We start from the raw sequence: 18,592 nt of genomic DNA on the forward strand, positions 1-18,592 counted from the left end.
ATAATTTTTCTCATTACGAGGGTGGCATCATGACCATATTGCACAGTACGGATTTCTTTAAGGCCGGGATCTCGACGGTGGCTATTGAACCCCGCCTCCCTCAGTCGGCCTTTCCTGAGCATCACCATGATTTTCATGAAATTGTCATCGTGGAGCAGGGTACGGGCATTCACGTCTTCAATGGCCAGCCCTATACCATCGGTGGCGGCTCGGTCTGCTTTATTCGCGATCACGACCGGCATCTTTACGAGCACACGGACAATCTGTGTCTGACCAACGTGCTCTATCGCGCGCCGGATGCGTTTCGGTTTCTCGCCGGGGTCAGCCAACTGCTGCCCCAGGAGCAGGAGGGCAACTACCCATCGCACTGGCGGGTGAACCAGACGGTCCTGCAGCAGGTTCGGCATATCGTGGCGCAGATGGAGGCCATGGGGAGCGAAACGGATACCCATGCCGTCGCCAGCCGTGAGATCCTGTTTATGCAGCTATTGGTGCTGCTGCGGAAAAGCAGCCTTGCGGAAGAGGCCACCAACAACGATGCGCGGCTGAATCAGCTGCTGGCCTGGCTGGAAGACCATTTTGCGCAGGAGATCTGCTGGGAGGAGGTGGCGGCGCAGTTTTCGCTATCGCTGCGTACACTACACCGTCAGCTGAAGCAGCAGACCGGCCTGACGCCGCAGCGCTATCTCAATCGGGTGCGCCTGATGAAAGCCCGCCACCTGCTGCGCCACAGCGATGAAAGCGTGACGGATATCGCCTATCGCTGCGGATTCGGCGACAGTAACCACTTTTCGACGCTTTTTCGCCGCGAGTTTTCCTGGTCGCCGCGCGATATCCGCCAGGGGCGCGACGCTATTCTTCAGTAACGCGAGAGGAGTCAACGTATTGCGGAGCAAAAACGCGAATAATGCGCCGTTATCCGCGTTAGGAGTGTGAGCCGTGGCCGGTTTGATTCTACGTAAAGAGGAATTTTTCCCTTCCGCCACGCAGGCGGTGGCGGTGGCTGACCGCTATCCGCAAAACGTCTTCGCTGAACACACCCATGAGTTCTGCGAGCTGGTGCTGGTGTGGCGGGGCAACGGGCTGCATGTTCTCAACGACCGTCCCTGGCGCATTACCCGCGGCGATCTGTTCTATATTCGCGCCGAAGATAAACACTCCTATGCTTCCGTTAACGATCTGGTTCTGCAGAACATCATCTATTGCCCGGAGCGGCTGCAGCTCAATTTCGACTGGGCGGGGGCGATCCCTGGCCTCTTCGGCACCCCGTGGAAGCCCCACTGGCGCATGGGCAGCACCGGTATGGCGCAGGCGCGTCAGGTGATTAGTCAGCTTGAGCATGAGTGTTCCCGGCACGATGCGCAGGGGAATGCGATGGCCGAGCTGTTGTTTGCTCAGCTGGCGCTGACCCTCCAGCGGCATCGCTACGCGACAGATAATCTGGCGGCGACGCAGCGCGAAGCGCTGTTGGACAAACTGCTGGCCGCGCTGGCGGCCAGCCTGAGCCGCCCCTTTGTCCTGGAGCGTTTCTGCGAGCAGGAGGGCGGCAGCGAGCGGGCGCTACGTCAGCAGTTTCGCCAGCAAACCGGGATGACCATCAATCACTATTTACGCCAGCTGCGGATCTGCCATGCGCAGTATCTGTTGCAGCATACCGAGCGCTTAATCGGCGATATCGCCATGCAGTGCGGCTTTGAGGACAGTAACTACTTTTCGGTGGTGTTCAGCCGGGAAATCGGCATGTCGCCGGGGCAGTGGCGGCAGCGCAGTCGCGCCGCCGCCTGAAGCGCGTCTTTGTCAGGCAAATGCTCCGGTGCTTAACGGGCCATTCCCAGACCGACGATGTTGGCGGCGATGATGATCACCACGCAGCCGAGGCTCAGGACGCTCACCGGACGACGACCGGCGTTGTTCCACTCCTTCAGCACCAGACCCACCAGACCGCCGCACAGTACGTAGAAGCTCATGTGCAGCATCCAGCTCATATAGTCATACTGCGCCGGAATGCTGGCGTGGCCCCAGGCATAGAAGAAGAACTGGAGATACCACATCAGGCCGCCGAGGGCGGAAAGCAGCAGGTTGCTGATGATGAGGGGTTTGGCCAGCGAGAAATCGGCTTTGACGGACAGGCTCTTCACTTTTGCCAAACGAATAAAGCAGAAGCCAAGGTTAACCAGCGCCCCGCCGCCCATAATCACCACGTAGCTTGGCAGCGCCGCATATAACGGGTCGACGCCGAGCGCCGCGGCGGCATCATGCATCGGTTTGGCGGCGTTCATCGCGAACGACATCCCTGCCGAGAAGATACCGCACATCACCGCCAGCAGAAGCCCTCTCTTCAGATTGAACTCTTCGGCTTTGATGCCCATTTTGCGCTCTTTCAGCTGGCCCGCGCGGGTGACGATGCCAACGCCAACCACCGCCACCAGCACGCCGAGCAGCGTCATTTGACCGCCCTGGGTGTGCATCAGCACCGAAAACTGACCGTTAATAATCGGCGTCATCAGCGTACCGACAATCAGCGTGATGCCAATGGCGATGCCAATCCCCATCGACATGCCGAGATAGCGCATGGTCAGGCCATAGTTGATATTACCGATACCCCACATGGCGCCGAACAGAAAGACCGGCAGCAGCGTGGAGGCGTTAAAGGAACGGTAGTAGGCCCAGAAATCGGGTAACAGCGTGGCGCTGATGGCCCAGGGCAGGATCAGCCAGGAGACGATCCCCCCGACCGACCACATGGTTTCCCACGACCAGTGTTTTACTTTCTTGAACGGGGCATAGAAACAGGCGGCACTGGCGGCCCCTATCAAATGCCAAAAAATACCCATCGTAATCGCGTGGTTCATTGATTTTATCCTCATCTTTTTTTATCGGAGACGGCGGCTTCCGATGCGATGAGTGTAAAAATTAGCCGCTTTGGCCGCCTTCAGGACGTTGCCACAGGATGGCGAACTCTGGCAACCATGGGCTTAATTAGTTGTTCTACATCACAAAACGGCGGGTATTTCTTCTGGTTATATCCATATGAAAAATACGGCATTGATAAGCATTTTCAATACCATTTAATTAACTATAATGGACAAACTGCTTACGCGGCGTTAACACTTGAGCCGCTCGACAATAATGGAGATGATTATGAGCTATACCCTGCCATCCCTGCCGTACGCTTACGATGCTCTGGAACCGCACTTCGACAAGCAGACGATGGAGATCCATCACACCAAACACCATCAGACCTACGTGAACAATGCCAACGCCGCGCTGGAAAGCCTGCCGGAGTTCGCTAACCTGTCCGCTGAAGAGCTGATCACCAAGCTGGATCAGCTGCCGGCTGACAAAAAAACCGTACTGCGTAACAACGCCGGCGGCCACGCGAACCACAGCCTGTTCTGGAAAGGCCTGAAAACCGGTACCACTCTGCAGGGCGACCTGAAAGCGGCTATCGAGCGCGATTTCGGCTCTGTGGACAACTTCAAAGCGGAATTTGAAAAAGCCGCTGCTACCCGTTTCGGTTCCGGCTGGGCGTGGCTGGTCCTGAAAGGTGACAAACTGGCCGTTGTCTCCACCGCTAACCAGGATTCCCCGCTGATGGGCGAAGCCATTTCCGGCGCTTCCGGCTTCCCGATCCTGGGTCTGGACGTGTGGGAACACGCTTACTACCTGAAATTCCAGAACCGTCGCCCGGACTACATCAAAGCCTTCTGGGATGTGGTGAACTGGGACGAAGCTGCAGCGCGTTTTGCCGCCAAAAAATAAGGTTGCAATGTGCTAAGAGAGAAGCGAGTCTGATGGCTCGCTTTTTTTATATCGGTAGCAAGGAGAGCAGAGATGCATTATCCGGTGAATGTCTTTGTTGGCAAAATCAGGGACTACACGGGCAGTCGTCCCAGCGCGATCGGCAAAATCCAGGTTGACGGCGAGTTGCAGCTCGGCGATCTCGGTCTCGAAGGGGATGAGCAGGCGGAGAAGAAAATCCACGGCGGGCCGGACCGCGCGTTGTGTCACTATCCGCGCGAACACTATGCCGACTGGATCCGTGAATTCCCCCAGCAGGCCGATCGGTTCTGCGCCCCGGCGTTCGGCGAAAACCTCTCCACCACCGGGCTCACCGAACAAAACGTCTACATTGGCGATATCTTTCGCTGGGGCGAGGCGCTGATCCAGGTCACCCAGCCGCGCTCTCCGTGCTTCAAGCTCAACTTTCATTTTTCGATCAATGACATGGCTCAGCTGATGCAAAACAGCGGGAAGACCGGCTGGTTGTATCGGGTGATCGCCGGGGGGAAAGTCTCCAGCGATGCGCCGCTCGAGCTGGTCTCTCGCCTGAGTGAGGTCAGCGTCCATGAGGCCGGAGCGATTGCCTGGCATATACCGTTTGATGACGATCAGTACCACCGCTTATTGTCGGCCGCGGGCCTGTCGGTGAGCTGGAGCAGAACCATGCAGAAGCGCCGTTTAAGCGGCAAGATCGAAGATAATTCACGGAGATTATGGGGGAAATAATTCCCCCATATTGAGTATTTCCGGGGATGCTCCCGGCTTAGCGTAGCGCAAGCCGGGATAGCATCAGGTGCGCTTATACAGCGGCAGCCAGAGGGTTAAGCGCAGACCGCCCAGCGGGCTGTCGTCGGCCTTCACCCAGCCACGGTGCTGCTGAATAGCGGTTTCGACAATCGCCAGCCCCAGGCCGGTGCCGCCGGACTCGCGGTCGCGCGCCTCGTCGGTCCGGTAGAATGGCCGGAAAATCTGCTCGCGATCCTCCGGACTGACTCCCGGGCCGTCGTCATCGACGTTAACCGTAATCCCGTCTTTATCCACCGAGAAGCTGACGGAAATCTTCGTGTGCGAGTAGCGCAGGGCGTTGCGGACGATGTTCTCCAGCGCGCTTTCCAGCGCATTGGGGTTACCGTACAGCGGCCACGGGCCAGGAGGATACTCAACGGTGAAGGATTTACCCATCTGCTCGGCTTCAAACGCCGCGTTGTCCAGCACTTCGCTCCACAGCTGATTGGCTTTGACCGTCTCGCTCACCAGGGCGTTTTTCGCCTGATTGCGCGACATCACCAGCAGGTCGTTGATCATGCTGTCCAGCCGGTGCGCTTCAGTTTCGATGCGCTCCAGCTCCTTGCTCTCACCGCTGCGGCGGCGCAGCAGGGCGGTGCCCAACTGCAGGCGCGTAAGCGGCGTGCGCAGCTCATGCGAGATATCGGACAGTAGCCGTTGCTGGCTGGTCATCATCCGCTCCAGGGCCGTCACCATCTGGTTAAAGCTGGCGCCGGCGGCTAAAAACTCCTGCGGTCCAGCTTCCAGCTCCGGATGCTGCCGCAGGTTGCCCTGGGCGACCTCGTCGGCGGCATTTTTCAGCTTACGCGCTGGTTTCGCCAGGCTCCACGCCAGCCACAGCAGCAGCGGGGCGCTAACCAGCATTGTGACGATCAGCAGCAGCAGCGGCCGGTCAAACAGCAGGTTGATAAAGTCGGATTGTGAGGTGCTGGCGGGACGGATCAGATACAGCTGATAGTTATCCTCCCCATCCCTGACGGAGAACGGGCCCACCATTTCCAGGCGGCCATAGCGTTTTTTCTGCGGATGATCGGCGTTATCGGCCTGGCCGATAAAGTTGCGAATGATCTGCATCTCGTTGCGTTCTGCGCCGATCACGCGGCCTTCGCTGGTCACCAGCAGCAGGCGTTGCCCAGGAGGCGCCCATTTATCGATGGCGCGAAACAGACGACGCCACCACATCAGGTCGTTTGGCGGATCGTTGGCCAGCTCGGCCTCGACGTGCTGCTCGATCATGATGCCTTGACGCTGCTCGCTTTCCAGCAGCTCGGTCATCTGCCGGGAGTCCAGTTTGGGCAACATCAGCACCAGCATCAACACCAGCGCCAGCGTGAGCCAGAAGATGGCGAAGATGCGTGCAGTCAAACTTCCAATCATGAAGCGGAAACCATCAGATACCCGCGGCCACGCAGCGTTTTAAACCACGGATGGCCATCTTTGCGCTCCGGCAGCTTACGCCGCAGGTTGGAAATATGCATATCGATAGCGCGGTCGAACGGCGTCAGGCGCTTGCCTAACACTTCCTGGCTTAAATGTTCGCGTGACACCACCTGGCCGAGATGCTGCGCTAACAGATAGAGCAGGGTGAACTCGGTGCCGGTGAGCTCCAGCGTCTGGCCATCGAAATTGGCTTCCTGACGGCCCGGATTGAGGCTTAAGGCATCCACTTCCAGGGTCGGCGAACCGGCTTCGGTCGTCTGCTGCTGTTCGCTCCAGTGGGAACGGCGCAGAATCGCGCGTATACGCGCCACCAGTTCACGATCGTTGAACGGCTTAGGCAAATAGTCATCTGCGCCCAGCTCGAGGCCGAGAACGCGATCCAGCTCGCTCCCGCGCGCTGTTAGCATGATAACCGGTGTCTGGTGTGTCTGACGCAGCTCTTTCAGCGTATCGATACCGTTTTTCTTCGGCATCATTACGTCGAGCAGCAATAAATCAATGCTGTCGTCCAGAAGGGCCAGCGCCTGTTCCCCATCATGGGCCACCAGCACGTTAAAACCTTCCATATCGAGCAGCTCTTTTAACAGGGAGGTGAGCTCCCGGTCATCATCAACTAACAGGATTTTATTCATTGTTTAAATACCTCCGAGGCAGAAATTACGTCATCAAGGCCCGCTAATCCATGACTTTACGTTGTTTTACACCCCCTGACGCATGTTTGCAGCCTGAATCGTAGACTGTCTCTCGTTGAATCGCGACACAAACGTTTTGGGAGTATGTGATGCGCAATGTTATCGCTGCCGTCATGGCCTCAACGCTGGCGCTAAGTGCAATTAGCCAGGCCGCTGAAGTCGTTACCAGCGTTAACTGGCTCCCCGGAGACGAAGGGGGACAGCGCGGTAGCCAGAGCCATATGTTTGACGGCATAAGTTTAACCGAGCAGCAACGTCAGCAGTTACGGGATCTTATGCAACGGGCACGCCACGACAGGCTCCCCGTTAATGTTAGCGAAATGGAGACAATGCATCGCCTTGTCACCGCAGAAAATTTTGATGAAAACGCTGTGCGCGCTCAGGCAGAAAAGATGGCGCAGGAACAGGTTGCTCGCCAGGTCGAGATGGCTAAGGTCCGCAACCAGATGTACCACCTGCTTACGCCAGAGCAGCAAGCGGTTTTAAATGCTAAGCACCAGCAACGTATGGATCAGTTGCGTGAGGTTGCAAGGATGCAGAAAGGCTCAGCGATGATGCTTTCGAGTAGTAGCAACACCCTGCAACCCCAGTAACAAACCCTGTTTTCCTTGCCATAGACACCATCCCTGTCTTCCCCCCTCATGATGAGGGGGTTTTTTTTGCCCTTTTTTCGGCAAATCAACTTCTTCGCCTTTCCCGTGAGCGTCACAAGTTCAGGTTATACTAAGCGCAGTGCAGGAGAAGGAGCCTATATGAATCAATCTTATGGCCGGTTGGTCAGCCGCGCCGCTATCGCTGCGACAGCGATGGCCTCTGCGTTACTTTTGATCAAAATTTTTGCGTGGTGGTATACCGGTTCAGTCAGTATTCTGGCTGCGCTGGTGGATTCGCTGGTGGATATTGCCGCCTCGCTGACCAACCTGCTGGTGGTTCGCTATTCGCTGCAACCAGCTGATGAAGAACACACCTTTGGCCACGGCAAAGCGGAGTCGCTGGCGGCGCTGGCGCAAAGCATGTTTATCTCCGGCTCGGCGCTGTTCCTGTTTCTCACCGGTATTCAGCACCTGGTGCGTCCGGAGCCGCTGCAGGCCGCCGGCGTCGGGGTCGTTGTGACGCTGATCGCTCTCGTCAGCACGCTGGCGCTGGTGACTTTCCAGCGCTGGGTGGTGCGAAAAACCCAGAGCCAGGCGGTGCGGGCGGATATGCTTCATTATCAGTCTGATGTTATGATGAACGGCGCCATTCTGGTGGCGCTGGGCCTATCCTGGTACGGCTGGCATCGCGCCGATGCGTTGTTTGCCTTAGGAATTGGCATCTATATTTTATATAGCGCGCTGCGGATGGGCTATGAGGCGGTTCAGTCGTTACTCGACCGCGCTTTGCCTGACGAGGAGCGTCAGGACATTATCACCATCGTGACCGCATGGCCCGGCATCCGCGGGGCACACGATCTACGAACGCGGCAGTCAGGGCCGACCCGCTTTATTCAGATTCATTTGGAAATGGAAGATAACCTCCCGCTGGTGCAAGCCCACGTGATTGCAGACCAGGTGGAGCAGGCGATTCTGCGCCGTTTCCCGGGATCCGATGTCATTATCCATCAGGATCCCAGTTCTGTGGTGCCAGCGGCGCAGCAGGGCTTTTTTGAGCGTTAGGTTATAGTCTGTAAACTCGATGTAAAAATGTGGGTCAGCTCGGCATTTTTTGTATAAATTACCGCCGTTTGGTCTGACCTGAATCAATTCAGCTTGAAGCGTTTGATATACTATTGTCATTAGCGTCGTGCACTCCTGGTGAGGGAGCGCTTCAGGCAACAGAATTATTTTTTGCTTCCTAAGTTCAGAGGTAGTCATGATTAAGAAAATCGGTGTGTTGACAAGTGGCGGTGATGCGCCGGGCATGAACGCAGCAATTCGTGGCGTTGTGCGCGCGGCATTAACGGAAGGTCTGGAAGTTTTTGGAATCTATGACGGTTACCTCGGCTTGTACGAAGACCGTATGGTTCAGCTCGACCGTTACAGCGTTTCCGACATGATCAACCGCGGCGGCACCTTCCTGGGCTCCGCTCGCTTCCCGGAATTCCGCGAAGAACACATCCGCGCTGTGGCTATCGAAAACATGAAGAAGCGCGGCCTGGACGCGCTGGTGGTTATCGGTGGTGACGGGTCCTATATGGGGGCGATGCGCCTGACCGAGATGGGCTTCCCGTGCATCGGCCTGCCGGGCACCATCGACAACGATATCAAAGGCACTGACTACACCATCGGCTTCTTCACCGCTCTGAGCACCGTGGTGGAAGCGATTGACCGTCTGCGCGACACCTCCTCTTCGCACCAGCGTATCTCCGTGGTGGAAGTGATGGGCCGTTACTGCGGCGACCTGACTCTGGCGGCGGCGATTGCTGGCGGCTGTGAGTTCATCATGGTGCCGGAAGTGGAATATACCCGCGACGATCTGGTGGCCGAAATCAAAGCCGGCATCGCGAAAGGGAAAAAACACGCTATCGTGGCGATCACTGAGCACATGTGCGACGTTGACGAGCTGGCAAGCTACATCGAGAAAGAGACCGGCCGTGAAACCCGCGCCACCGTCCTCGGCCACATTCAGCGCGGTGGTTCCCCGGTTCCTTACGACCGTATCCTGGCTTCCCGCATGGGCGCCTATGCGATTGAGCTGCTGCTGCAGGGCCATGGCGGCCGTTGCGTCGGCATCCAGAACGAGAAGCTGGTGCACCACGACATCATCGATGCCATCGAGAACATGAAGCGTCCGTTCAAGAACGACTGGCTGGATTGCGCGAAGAAACTGTACTAAGTTACGCGCCGGATAAACAAAAGGCCTTCTCATGGAGAAGGCCTTTTTTATGGCGCAAGGTTTATTCGATATCCAGCGGGTCTTCCGACAGGATCATCCCGGTGTTATCGGCATACAGATGGTCGCCGCTGAAGAAGGTCACGCCGCCGAAATTGACGCGCACGTCGCTTTCGCCGATGCCTTCGCCAGCTGCGCCGACCGGAATGGCCGCCAGCGCCTGGATGCCGATATCCAGTTCCTCAAGGTCGTCAACCTGGCGCACCGCGCCATAGACCACCAACCCTTCCCATTCATTCTGTACGGCCAGACGCGCCAGGTCAGCGTCAATTAACGCGCGTCGTACTGAGCCGCCGCCGTCGATCAGGAGAATATGACCACGGCCATTCTGCTCGAGCAGATCGTAGAGCAACCCGTTATCCTCGAAACATTTTACCGTAATGATCTGTCCACCAAACGACGACCGTCCTCCAAAGTTAGAGAACAGCGGTTCCACGACGTTGACATCTTCCTGGTAGATGTCACAAAGCTCGGAAGTATCGTATTTCATAGGCTTAACGTTCAGTTGCTGCGAGAGTTTTTAGTATATCCCGCGAATCGCATTGTTGGCAAAATCATCAATTGTTAATTGATATTTGTCAGTTAAGCCGCCAGCTTACTGGCAATAATCCCGATAACAAACAGTAGGTTGGTCAGTAAAGCCCCTTTGACCGTCTTTTCGAGCATCGGCCGCATCGCCAGCGGATCGGATTCGCGCAGGACGTAACGCGCCTGTTTGACCAGCAGCGGCGTAGCGAGAATAAACAGCCAGCCCCAGGCTGAATGCAGCGCCAGCAGGTTAAACAGCGCCAGACACAGCAGGGCGCCGAGCAGCAGGCAGGCATGATAGCGGCGGGCATTCACCGGCCCCAGGCGCACGGCGAGGGTGTTCTTCCCGTTCTGCCGGTCGCTGTCGATATCACGCAGGTTATTGATGTTCAGCACGGCGGTCGCCAGCAGACCGCAGGCCGTTGCCGGCAGAAAGATGGCCGCTTCCACATTATGCGCTTGCAGATACCAGCTGCCGAGGACGCTCAGCCAGCCGAAGAAAACGAGTACCGAAATATCACCAAGGCCGATATAACCATACGGGCGGGTGCCCACCGTGTAGGTGATGGCGGCCACGATCGACAAGCCACCCAGCGCGAGGAAGCCGATGAAATCGCCGACGCTCTGCCAGGCGACGCACAGCAGCGCCAGACCAAACAGACAGATCAGCGCGACGGTGACAATCAGGGCGCGCTTCATCTGCTGGGGGGTAATCACCCCTTTCTGCATCCCGCGCAGCGGCCCGATGCGGTCCGGTTTATCGCTCCCCTTGACCGCGTCGCCGTAGTCATTGGCGAGGTTGGAAAGAATTTGCAGCAAGCCGGCGGTGATCAGCGCCAGCAGGGCGACCCAGGGATCAAAATGCCCCTGCTCCCAGGCAAGGACGGTGCCAACAATAATCGCGGCAAATGCCAGCGGTAACGTTTTAGGACGCAGGCTTTCCAGCCACGCCTGAGAACGGCTGATATCAGTCATAGTTATTCTAGCCAATAAAAATGGGGGCGATAGCCCCCATCAACAGTGATGAAAATGCATTGCACCGGATTATAGGATAAAACGGCTCAGATCTTCATCTGCCACCAGAACATCCAGGTGCTTACTCACATATTCGGCATCGATAGTGACGGTCTGGCCGTTCATCTCGCTGGCATCATAGGAGATATCTTCCACCAGGCGCTCCAGCACGGTGTGCAGACGGCGCGCGCCGATGTTCTCGGTGGTTTCGTTTACCTGCCATGCGGCCTGAGCGATACGCTTGATACCGTCTTCGGTAAATTCGATATTCACCCCTTCGGTCGCCATCAGCGCCTTGTACTGCACGGTGATGGAGGCGTTCGGTTCAGTCAGGATGCGCTCGAAGTCGTGGGTGGTCAGCGCCTTCAGCTCAACGCGGATCGGCAGACGCCCCTGCAGTTCCGGGATCAGATCGGACGGGCTGGCCACCTGGAACGCGCCCGAGGCGATGAACAGGATGTGGTCGGTCTTGACCATCCCGTGCTTAGTGGAGACGGTGCAGCCTTCCACCAGCGGCAGCAGGTCGCGCTGTACGCCTTCACGGGAGACGTCCGGGCCGGAGGTGTTGCCGCCGCGCTTACAGATTTTGTCGATTTCGTCGATAAAGACGATACCGTGCTGCTCTACAGCGTCGATGGCCTCCTGCTTCAGCTCTTCCGGATTGACCAGTTTGGCCGCTTCTTCTTCAATCAGCAGCTTCATCGCGTCTTTGATTTTCAGCTTACGCGGTTTCTGCTTCTGGCCGCCGAGGTTCTGGAACATGGACTGCAGCTGGCTGGTCATCTCTTCCATGCCCGGAGGGGACATGATTTCAACGCCCATCGGCGCCGCGGCGAGATCGATTTCAATCTCTTTATCGTCCAGCTGGCCTTCACGCAGTTTCTTACGGAACGCCTGGCGCGCCGCAGACGGTTCCTGCGACGGCTCAGTCTGGCCCCAGTTGTTCTTCGCCGGTGGGATCAGCACGTCAAGTACGCGCTCTTCAGCCAGCTCTTCCGCGCGGTAACGGTTCTTTTCAATGGACTGCATACGAACCATTTTGATCGCCGCATCGGTCAGATCGCGGATGATAGAATCCACTTCTTTACCGACATAGCCCACTTCGGTGAACTTCGTCGCTTCAACTTTAATAAACGGCGCGTTGGCCAGTTTCGCCAGACGACGAGCGATTTCGGTTTTACCGACGCCGGTTGGGCCGATCATCAGAATGTTTTTCGGCGTGACTTCATGACGCAGCTCTTCGTTAAGCTGCATCCGGCGCCAGCGGTTACGCAGGGCGATAGCAACAGAACGCTTGGCGGCGTCCTGGCCGATAATGTGTTTGTCCAGTTCGCTGACAATTTCGCGTGGGGTCATTTCAGACATGGGAGATCCTTACGCTTTAGAAGGTAATTCTTCGATGGTGTGGAAATGGTTGGTATAGATGCAGATATCACCTGCAATATCCAACGCTTTCTCGGCGATATCGCGCGCGCCCATATCGGTGTTTTCCAGCAGCGCGCGGGCCGCGGCCTGGGCGTAAGGACCGCCGGAGCCGATAGCAATCAAATCGTTTTCCGGCTGTACCACGTCACCGTTACCGGTGATGATAAGCGACGCGTTTTCGTCCGCGACGGCCAGCAGCGCTTCCAGCTTGCGCAACATCCGATCGGTTCGCCAGTCTTTAGCCAGCTCAACGGCGGCCTTCACCAGATGGCCCTGGTGCATTTCCAGTTTACGTTCAAACAGTTCGAACAGCGTGAAGGCGTCGGCGGTGCCACCAGCGAAACCGGCAATCACTTTGTCGTTGTACAGACGACGCACTTTTTTCACGTTGCCCTTCATTACGGTGTTGCCCAGCGTGGCCTGGCCATCACCGGCAATAACAACATGGCCGTTACGGCGAACACTTACAATTGTAGTCACGAGCAGACCCCTTGGTTGCAAAAGCGGAACAGGGGCCCCGCGCTGTCCGCGGGGCCGAATGCAATTATAGATGGGGGGGTTTTTGAGGGTTTCAACCCCTGGCGGCGAGACGAATGCAGTTCGCGTGTCCAGCCATCTTCAGGCGGGTGATCATCTCGTTGGCGCTTTCTTTGCCTTTCAGCGGGCCAATGACCACGCGGTTCCAGCCGTTGTTGGTGGTGATGTGCGAAGCAAACCCTTCGAAAGCCAGCTGAGCGCGGACGGTTTCGGCCTGCTCGGCGCCTTTAAAGGAGCCGCACTGGATCATCCAGCTACGATCGTCTTTCTTCTCGGCGGTGGTTTTCGGCGCTTCTTCCACCCGAGTTACCGGCGCCGCGGCCTGGGTACGCGGCTGCGTGGTATTGGTATGCGCTGGCGTCTGCAGCAGATCCTGGTACGGCTGCTGGTTTGACGCGGTCTGCTTCGGCTGTTGCTGCTGGACCGGCTTCGGCTGCTGAACGCGCGGCGGCTGCTGCACGGTCTGCGGCTGAGTTTGCGCCCACTGTTGCTGTTGCGCCTGCTGCTGTTGCTGCGCTAAACGCTGGCGCTGTAGCGTCTGCTGGCGCTGGGCCGGCGTTTGTTCGTTCCACGGCACTTCGGTCAGCTGAGTCGGCTGTTGACGCATATCGGCCTGCATCTGGGCCAGCAGCTGGCGCTGTTCGTCAGTCAGCTGCTCCGGTTTCATCACTTCGCCGCCGGCGGTCGGTTCGGTCGGCGCGCGAACGCCCGGCTGTCGGCTTTCCAGCTCTTTAATATAGCGCCAACGCTCTTCCGGTTTTGGCGGCAAGCCGTTGCCGGCGGCCTGGCGATTTTGCATCGCTTCCGCTTCTTCTTTCTTATGGTGCGTAATGAAATAGAGTCCACCGATAAAGGCCACCAGCACAGCCGCCGCGATCGCCACCATAGCCGGTGAAATTGCCGGAAGGCTGCTTTGCTTATTCCTTGAGCTTCGGGTAGTGCTCTTTTTGCGCCGCGAAGAAGCCGGTTGGCTGCGGCGTACATAATCTCGTTGTGCCACTATCGTTTCGCTGTCTTATATTCGTTCGTCAGCCCGCCATGTTACTTAAGCGGCGGGCCTTTGACCAGAAGAGCAGGCCCGAAAGCCTGATGGTTATCGTCTGATTTTTTGCGTACTGCCGCGAACTATCAGTTCGCAATCGAGCAGGCGCGAGCCGCTGTTCACGTTATGACCCTGCATTTGCTCAAGTAATAGCAGCATTCCTTCACGGCCGATATCAAAACGCGGCTGTGACACGGTGGTCAATGGCGGATCGCAAAATTCAGACAACGCGATGTTATCGAAGCCGACAATCGACAGGTCGTCCGGCACTTTCAGACCGCGGCGTTTCGCCAGCGATAAGGCGCCCAGCGCCATCACATCGCTATGGCAAAAGACCGCCGTGGGCGGTACCGGCTGCGACAGCAGCTGCTCCAGCGCATTGGCGCCAGCTTCGAAGGTAAAGTTGCCGCGAGCAATATAGTGCGGATCAACGGTGATACCGCTGCGGCGCAGCGCCTGCACGTAACCCTGCAGGCGATAATGGCACAGCGGCATATCTTCCGGGCCGGCGATGCAGCCGATACGCTGGTGTCCCAGCTCGTGAAGGTAGTTTACCGCGTTAAAGGCCGCCGTCAGGTTATCGATGTGGACGGTGGGCAGCTCCAGCTCCGGCGCGAACTCGTTCGACATGACCATCGGTGGCAAATTGCGCTGCTCTTCCACGCTGGCGTCAAACGGCAGGCGCGAGCTGAGCAGCACCATGCCGTCAATCTGCTTGGTGATGATAAGGTCGATAAAGGTTTTTTCTTTCTGATTCTGGTGGGCGCAATCGCCGATTAACACCAGATATCCATGCTCGGCGGCAGTGACTTCAATACCGCGGATCACTTCGCTAAAAAAGGGATCGCAGATATCCGGGACGATCACGAGGATCGTCCGCGATTCGTTGCGCTTCATATTGCGTCCGAGCGACTGCGGTAAATAGCCGACTTCCAGCGCCGCCTGCTCGACCCGGTTACGGGTGGCTTGCGACACCTTATCAGGGTTCATCAACGCTCGGGACACGGTTGCCGTGGAAACGTTTGCCTTTAAGGCGACGTCTTTCATGGTGGCGGCAACCACTTGTTTTTTGGGCTTCACCTGGTTTCTCCTCGCTGAATGGCGCTGGCATTTCCCTTGCGCGCTAACTGCTGCATCTTTTTTATCAGATAGTCGCGGCAGTGAGTTACAGAATTTTCATGAAAAACGTGATGCTTGTTGAATTTTTCGATCCGGCTCGCAAGAGAAGGCTTACCCTTCAATAGGATCGACATCCAGCACCCACTTCACTTTTTTCGCCTCCGGCAGCGTATTGATCAGCGCCAGCGTACCGCTGACGATATGCTGCAGGCGCACCCGCGAAGGATGCTGCAGCAATATCTGCCACCGCCAGCGGCCGCCGCGCTTCGGCGCCAGCGCCGGAACCGGACCGAGCACCCATAGCTTGTCGTCGGCCAGCGGACTGGCCTGCAGCAGATTGCGCAGCTGCTGTAAAAACAGCGGCGCCTGCTGGTTGTTATGGTCTTCCGCACGAATCAGCACATGGCTGGTCCACGGCGGTAGCTGCATTGTCTGCCGCTCTGCCAGCGCCTGTTCGGCGAAAGCGTCGTAGCCTTTATACAGCAGGGTCTGCAGCAGAGGGTGTTCCGGATGGTGGGTTTGCAGGATCACTTCGCCCTGTTTTCCTGCCCGCCCCGCTCGCCCGGAGACCTGGGTATAGAGCTGAGCGAAACGCTCGGCGGAGCGGAAATCCGCGGAAAACAGCGCCCCGTCGACGTCCAGCAGGGAGACGAGGGTGACGTCCGGAAAGTGGTGGCCTTTGGCCAGCATCTGGGTGCCAATTAAAATACGCGCCCCACCGCGATGGACGGCGGCGAGATGCTCTTCCAGCGCCCCTTTGCGGCTGGTGGTATCGCGGTCGATACGCGAAATAGGCACGTCAGGAAACAGCGGCGCCAGGGCCTGCTCCAGCTGTTCGGTGCCGATACCCACCGGCACCAGGTGCGTGGAGCCGCAGGAGGGGCACTGGCGCGGGATAGGGCGCTGACTGTCGCAATGGTGGCAGCGCAGATGGTGCTGCGCCTGGTGCAACGTATAGTAGCTGTCGCAGCGCGGACATTCCGCTATCCAGCCGCAGTCGTGGCACAGCAGCGCTGGCGCAAAGCCGCGGCGGTTAAGAAACAGGATCACCTGGTTATCCGCCTGCAGATGCTGACGCATACGGCCAATCAGCGCGGGAGACAGACCCGCCTGCAGCGGTTGCCCTTTGAGATCGAGCACGTGCTGCTGGGCAGGGTGCGCATTGCCCGCGCGTTTGCTTAAGGTTAACTGGCGGTATTTGCCCTGGCGGACGTTATGCAGGGTCTCCAGCGCCGGCGTCGCCGAGCCGAGAATTATCGGGATCTGTTCGCTGTGGGCGCGCCATACCGCCAGGTCGCGGGCATGGTAGCGCCAGCCCTCCTGCTGCTTGTAGGAGCTGTCATGCTCTTCGTCGATGACGATGACGCCGAGGTCTTTAAACGGGGTAAACAGCGAGGAGCGGGTGCCGATCACAATGGCCGCTTCGCCGTTTTTCGCCTTCAGCCAGGCCGAGAGACGTTCGCTGTCATTGAGCCCGGAGTGCAGGACTTCCACCGGCGCGTTAAAGCGCTGGCGAAAACGGGCGATGGTTTGCGGCGTCAGGCCGATCTCTGGCACCATCACCAGCGCCTGGCGCCCCTGCGCCAGCACATTCTCCAGCACGCTCAAATACACTTCCGTTTTCCCGGAGCCGGTAATACCCGCCAGCAGCCAGGCGGAGAAGCGATCGGCGGCGCTGTGGATCGCGCCGACGGCGGTGGCCTGCTCGGTATTAAGACGCAGGCGTTCGCCAGCCACCGAATACGCGCTGCGCCAGTCGGTGAGGGTGGGCGCTTCGCAGGCCAGCTCCGCCAGCCCTTTGCCGCGCAGCGCCTGCAGCGCCGCTTCATTAAATTCCAGTTCGCCGACCTGATGACGCCAGATTTTGCCCTGGCGCAGCGCCGCCAGCGCCTGCTGCTGCTTCGGCGAGCGTTTCAGACCGTTAAGATCGACGGCCTGCCCCTGCTCGGTGGCGAACCAGTACCACAGCGGCGTAGCGCTGGCGGGTTTACCCTGGCGCAGCAGAATGGGCAACGCATGGAACAGCACATCGCCGATCGGGTGATGGTAGTACTCAGCCGCCCACATCAGCAACCGCCAGACGGTACCGGAGAAGACCGGTTCGTCGTCCAGCGCTTCCGCGACCGGTTTTAGCTCGTCCAGCGGCAGCTCGCTGCGCTCGCTGACCGCCGCGACAATGCCGATCCGCTCCTGTTTGCCGAACGGCACCCGCACCCGACAGCCCGCTTTGACCGCCATGCCGTCAGGCAGCAGATAGTCAAAGGTGCGCGGTAGCGGAACGGGTAGGGCAACGTGGGCGACGGGCATGTCATCTTCCTGACTTGAAATCTGGCGGGATAGTATACACATTACGATAAGGCGGCGCGGATCAGTTTGCATATGCTGGTCAAATTCTGTATGATTCGCCGCCTTTGATGCGCTTTATATCGCATTGAAGATTGACCATTACCGTGTGCTTCACGCTGTCAGCAGCGTAGAGGGCGACGGGAAATTACTAATATCGCGTGGTGTCTGGCGTTAGGGCTGGAAGAGCGACGCGGCCTTAACTGAGGTTCTCCCATGAAAAAAGGTATTCACCCAAATTACGACGAAATTACTGCTACCTGTTCTTGCGGTAATGTCATGAAAATCCGCTCCACTGTAGGTCATGACCTGAACCTCGACGTGTGCGGCAAATGCCACCCGTTCTTCACCGGCAAACAGCGTGATGTTGCTACCGGTGGCCGTGTTGACCGCTTCAACAAGCGCTTCAGCATCCCGGGCAGCAAGTAAGTTGCCAGAAGAAGCCGCCTCAGGGCGGCTTTTTTGTGTCTCTCGCCTGCCTGGGCGAGAAAGAAAAAGGGCGGAAGAGTGCTTCCGCCCTTTTTATTGTCTCAGTATTCCCACGTATCCGGGTCGATACCCAGTTCACGCATAATCGCTTTCGCCGCTTCCGGGATCTCATCGCTGCGCTCTTTACGCAGGTCTTCATCGTTAGGCAACGGTTGTCCGGTAAAGGCATGCAGGAACGCTTCGCACAGCAGCTCGCTGTTGGTCGCGTGACGCAGGTTATTCACCTGACGACGCGTACGTTCATCGGTGAGGATTTTTAACACCTTCAGAGGAATGGAAACCGTAATTTTCTTTACTTGCTCACTCTTCTTACCGTGCTCAGCGTATGGGCTGATATATTCGCCGCTCCATTCAGCCATGAGATACCTTAATCCTCTGTTTATTAGTGAAGGGCCAGAATATTCCGCCCGGGCTATAATTGCGCGTAGTTTACCGTAAGCGCAGGCTTTCTGACATGAGATAAGCCGCCGCCGACGTGCGCTAATGCATATAATTTTAACGGCTATTTGCACTTTGCTCAATC

At 57.6% G+C, this 18,592-nt stretch carries 19 protein-coding genes; 8 read left to right on the forward strand and 11 right to left on the reverse strand.

Annotation, left to right across the window (positions count from 1 at the left end; translation table 11 throughout):
• Positions 1-29 precede the first annotated feature (29 nt).
• Together rhaS and rhaR are read left to right on the forward strand one after the other, a co-directional pair.
• Entirely contained in the window at positions 30-866 is an 837-nt protein-coding gene (rhaS, locus tag ACLEXF_RS23430) for an HTH-type transcriptional activator RhaS (protein ID WP_004203665.1), read from the forward strand.
• Between the two features lie 73 nt (positions 867-939).
• The gene (rhaR, locus tag ACLEXF_RS23435; RefSeq protein ID WP_004203666.1) at positions 940-1,785 is read left to right on the forward strand and encodes an HTH-type transcriptional activator RhaR; all 846 of its coding nucleotides are present in this window, start codon (positions 940-942) and stop codon (positions 1,783-1,785) included.
• 32 nt (positions 1,786-1,817) lie between these two features.
• Here the strand turns inward: rhaR and rhaT are convergent, their stop codons facing one another.
• Positions 1,818-2,852 (reverse strand): L-rhamnose/proton symporter RhaT, encoded by a 1,035-nt coding sequence (rhaT, locus tag ACLEXF_RS23440; protein ID WP_004203667.1) that lies wholly within the window; start codon positions 2,850-2,852, stop codon positions 1,818-1,820.
• A 289-nt stretch (positions 2,853-3,141) separates the two neighbouring features.
• On the opposite strand from rhaT, the gene sodA reads away from it, so the two are divergent.
• Both sodA and yiiM read left to right on the forward strand, forming a co-directional pair.
• On the forward strand, positions 3,142-3,762 hold the full coding sequence (gene sodA / locus ACLEXF_RS23445) for a superoxide dismutase [Mn] (RefSeq protein ID WP_004203668.1): 621 nt from the start codon (positions 3,142-3,144) through the stop codon (positions 3,760-3,762).
• A 72-nt stretch (positions 3,763-3,834) separates the two neighbouring features.
• Positions 3,835-4,509: a 6-hydroxyaminopurine reductase gene (yiiM, locus tag ACLEXF_RS23450; RefSeq protein ID WP_423265817.1), complete on the forward strand. Its 675-nt coding sequence runs from the start codon at positions 3,835-3,837 to the stop codon at positions 4,507-4,509.
• A gap of 63 nt (positions 4,510-4,572) precedes the next feature.
• Here yiiM and cpxA read toward each other — a convergent pair whose 3' ends face one another.
• Together cpxA and cpxR are read right to left on the reverse strand one after the other, a co-directional pair.
• A complete protein-coding gene (gene cpxA / locus ACLEXF_RS23455) occupies positions 4,573-5,946 on the reverse strand; it encodes an envelope stress sensor histidine kinase CpxA (RefSeq protein ID WP_004203670.1) in 1,374 nt (457 codons plus the stop codon).
• A complete protein-coding gene (cpxR, locus tag ACLEXF_RS23460; protein ID WP_004203671.1) occupies positions 5,943-6,641 on the reverse strand; it encodes an envelope stress response regulator transcription factor CpxR in 699 nt (232 codons plus the stop codon). The genes cpxA and cpxR overlap by 4 nt, the downstream gene beginning before the upstream one ends.
• A gap of 149 nt (positions 6,642-6,790) precedes the next feature.
• On the opposite strand from cpxR, the gene cpxP reads away from it, so the two are divergent.
• From cpxP to pfkA, 3 genes are all read left to right on the forward strand, one after another.
• Complete coding sequence (gene cpxP / locus ACLEXF_RS23465; RefSeq protein WP_004203672.1) at positions 6,791-7,294, forward strand: cell-envelope stress modulator CpxP; 504 nt, start codon at positions 6,791-6,793, stop codon at positions 7,292-7,294.
• A 159-nt stretch (positions 7,295-7,453) separates the two neighbouring features.
• Positions 7,454-8,356: a CDF family cation-efflux transporter FieF gene (fieF, locus tag ACLEXF_RS23470; protein ID WP_002882907.1), complete on the forward strand. Its 903-nt coding sequence runs from the start codon at positions 7,454-7,456 to the stop codon at positions 8,354-8,356.
• Positions 8,357-8,552: 196 nt separating this feature from the next.
• Complete coding sequence (gene pfkA / locus ACLEXF_RS23475) at positions 8,553-9,515, forward strand: 6-phosphofructokinase (RefSeq protein WP_002882911.1); 963 nt, start codon at positions 8,553-8,555, stop codon at positions 9,513-9,515.
• A 61-nt stretch (positions 9,516-9,576) separates the two neighbouring features.
• On the opposite strand, the gene rraA is transcribed toward pfkA, so the two are convergent.
• The 7 genes from rraA to priA all read right to left on the reverse strand — a co-directional run bounded on the left by rraA (position 9,577) and on the right by priA (position 17,544).
• Positions 9,577-10,062, reverse strand: coding sequence for a ribonuclease E activity regulator RraA (gene rraA / locus ACLEXF_RS23480; RefSeq protein WP_002882913.1), 486 nt, complete (start codon positions 10,060-10,062; stop codon positions 9,577-9,579).
• 92 nt (positions 10,063-10,154) lie between these two features.
• Positions 10,155-11,075, reverse strand: a complete 921-nt coding sequence (gene menA / locus ACLEXF_RS23485; protein WP_004203673.1) for a 1,4-dihydroxy-2-naphthoate polyprenyltransferase — start codon at positions 11,073-11,075, stop codon at positions 10,155-10,157.
• A gap of 69 nt (positions 11,076-11,144) precedes the next feature.
• Positions 11,145-12,479 carry an HslU--HslV peptidase ATPase subunit gene (gene hslU / locus ACLEXF_RS23490; protein WP_004203674.1) on the reverse strand — a complete coding sequence of 445 codons (1,335 nt, stop codon included), beginning with the start codon at positions 12,477-12,479 and terminating at the stop codon, positions 11,145-11,147.
• Positions 12,480-12,488: 9 nt separating this feature from the next.
• A complete protein-coding gene (gene hslV, locus ACLEXF_RS23495; RefSeq protein ID WP_002882918.1) occupies positions 12,489-13,019 on the reverse strand; it encodes an ATP-dependent protease subunit HslV in 531 nt (176 codons plus the stop codon).
• 91 nt (positions 13,020-13,110) lie between these two features.
• Entirely contained in the window at positions 13,111-14,076 is a 966-nt protein-coding gene (gene ftsN / locus ACLEXF_RS23500) for a cell division protein FtsN (RefSeq protein WP_004203675.1), read from the reverse strand.
• Between the two features lie 93 nt (positions 14,077-14,169).
• Positions 14,170-15,198 carry a DNA-binding transcriptional regulator CytR gene (gene cytR, locus ACLEXF_RS23505; protein WP_004203676.1) on the reverse strand — a complete coding sequence of 343 codons (1,029 nt, stop codon included), beginning with the start codon at positions 15,196-15,198 and terminating at the stop codon, positions 14,170-14,172.
• Between the two features lie 150 nt (positions 15,199-15,348).
• A complete protein-coding gene (gene priA, locus ACLEXF_RS23510) occupies positions 15,349-17,544 on the reverse strand; it encodes a primosomal protein N' (RefSeq protein ID WP_407259972.1) in 2,196 nt (731 codons plus the stop codon).
• A 252-nt stretch (positions 17,545-17,796) separates the two neighbouring features.
• Between priA and rpmE the strand changes: the two genes are divergently transcribed.
• Positions 17,797-18,009, forward strand: a complete 213-nt coding sequence (rpmE, locus tag ACLEXF_RS23515; protein WP_002882922.1) for a 50S ribosomal protein L31 — start codon at positions 17,797-17,799, stop codon at positions 18,007-18,009.
• A gap of 101 nt (positions 18,010-18,110) precedes the next feature.
• On the opposite strand, the gene metJ is transcribed toward rpmE, so the two are convergent.
• Entirely contained in the window at positions 18,111-18,428 is a 318-nt protein-coding gene (metJ, locus tag ACLEXF_RS23520) for a met regulon transcriptional regulator MetJ (RefSeq protein WP_002882924.1), read from the reverse strand.
• Between the last annotated feature and the right edge of the window lie 164 nt (positions 18,429-18,592).

The sequence above is a fragment of the Klebsiella pneumoniae complex sp. WS1778 genome, from assembly GCF_049472055.1.
Classification (GTDB): Bacteria; Pseudomonadota; Gammaproteobacteria; order Enterobacterales; family Enterobacteriaceae; genus Klebsiella; species Klebsiella quasipneumoniae.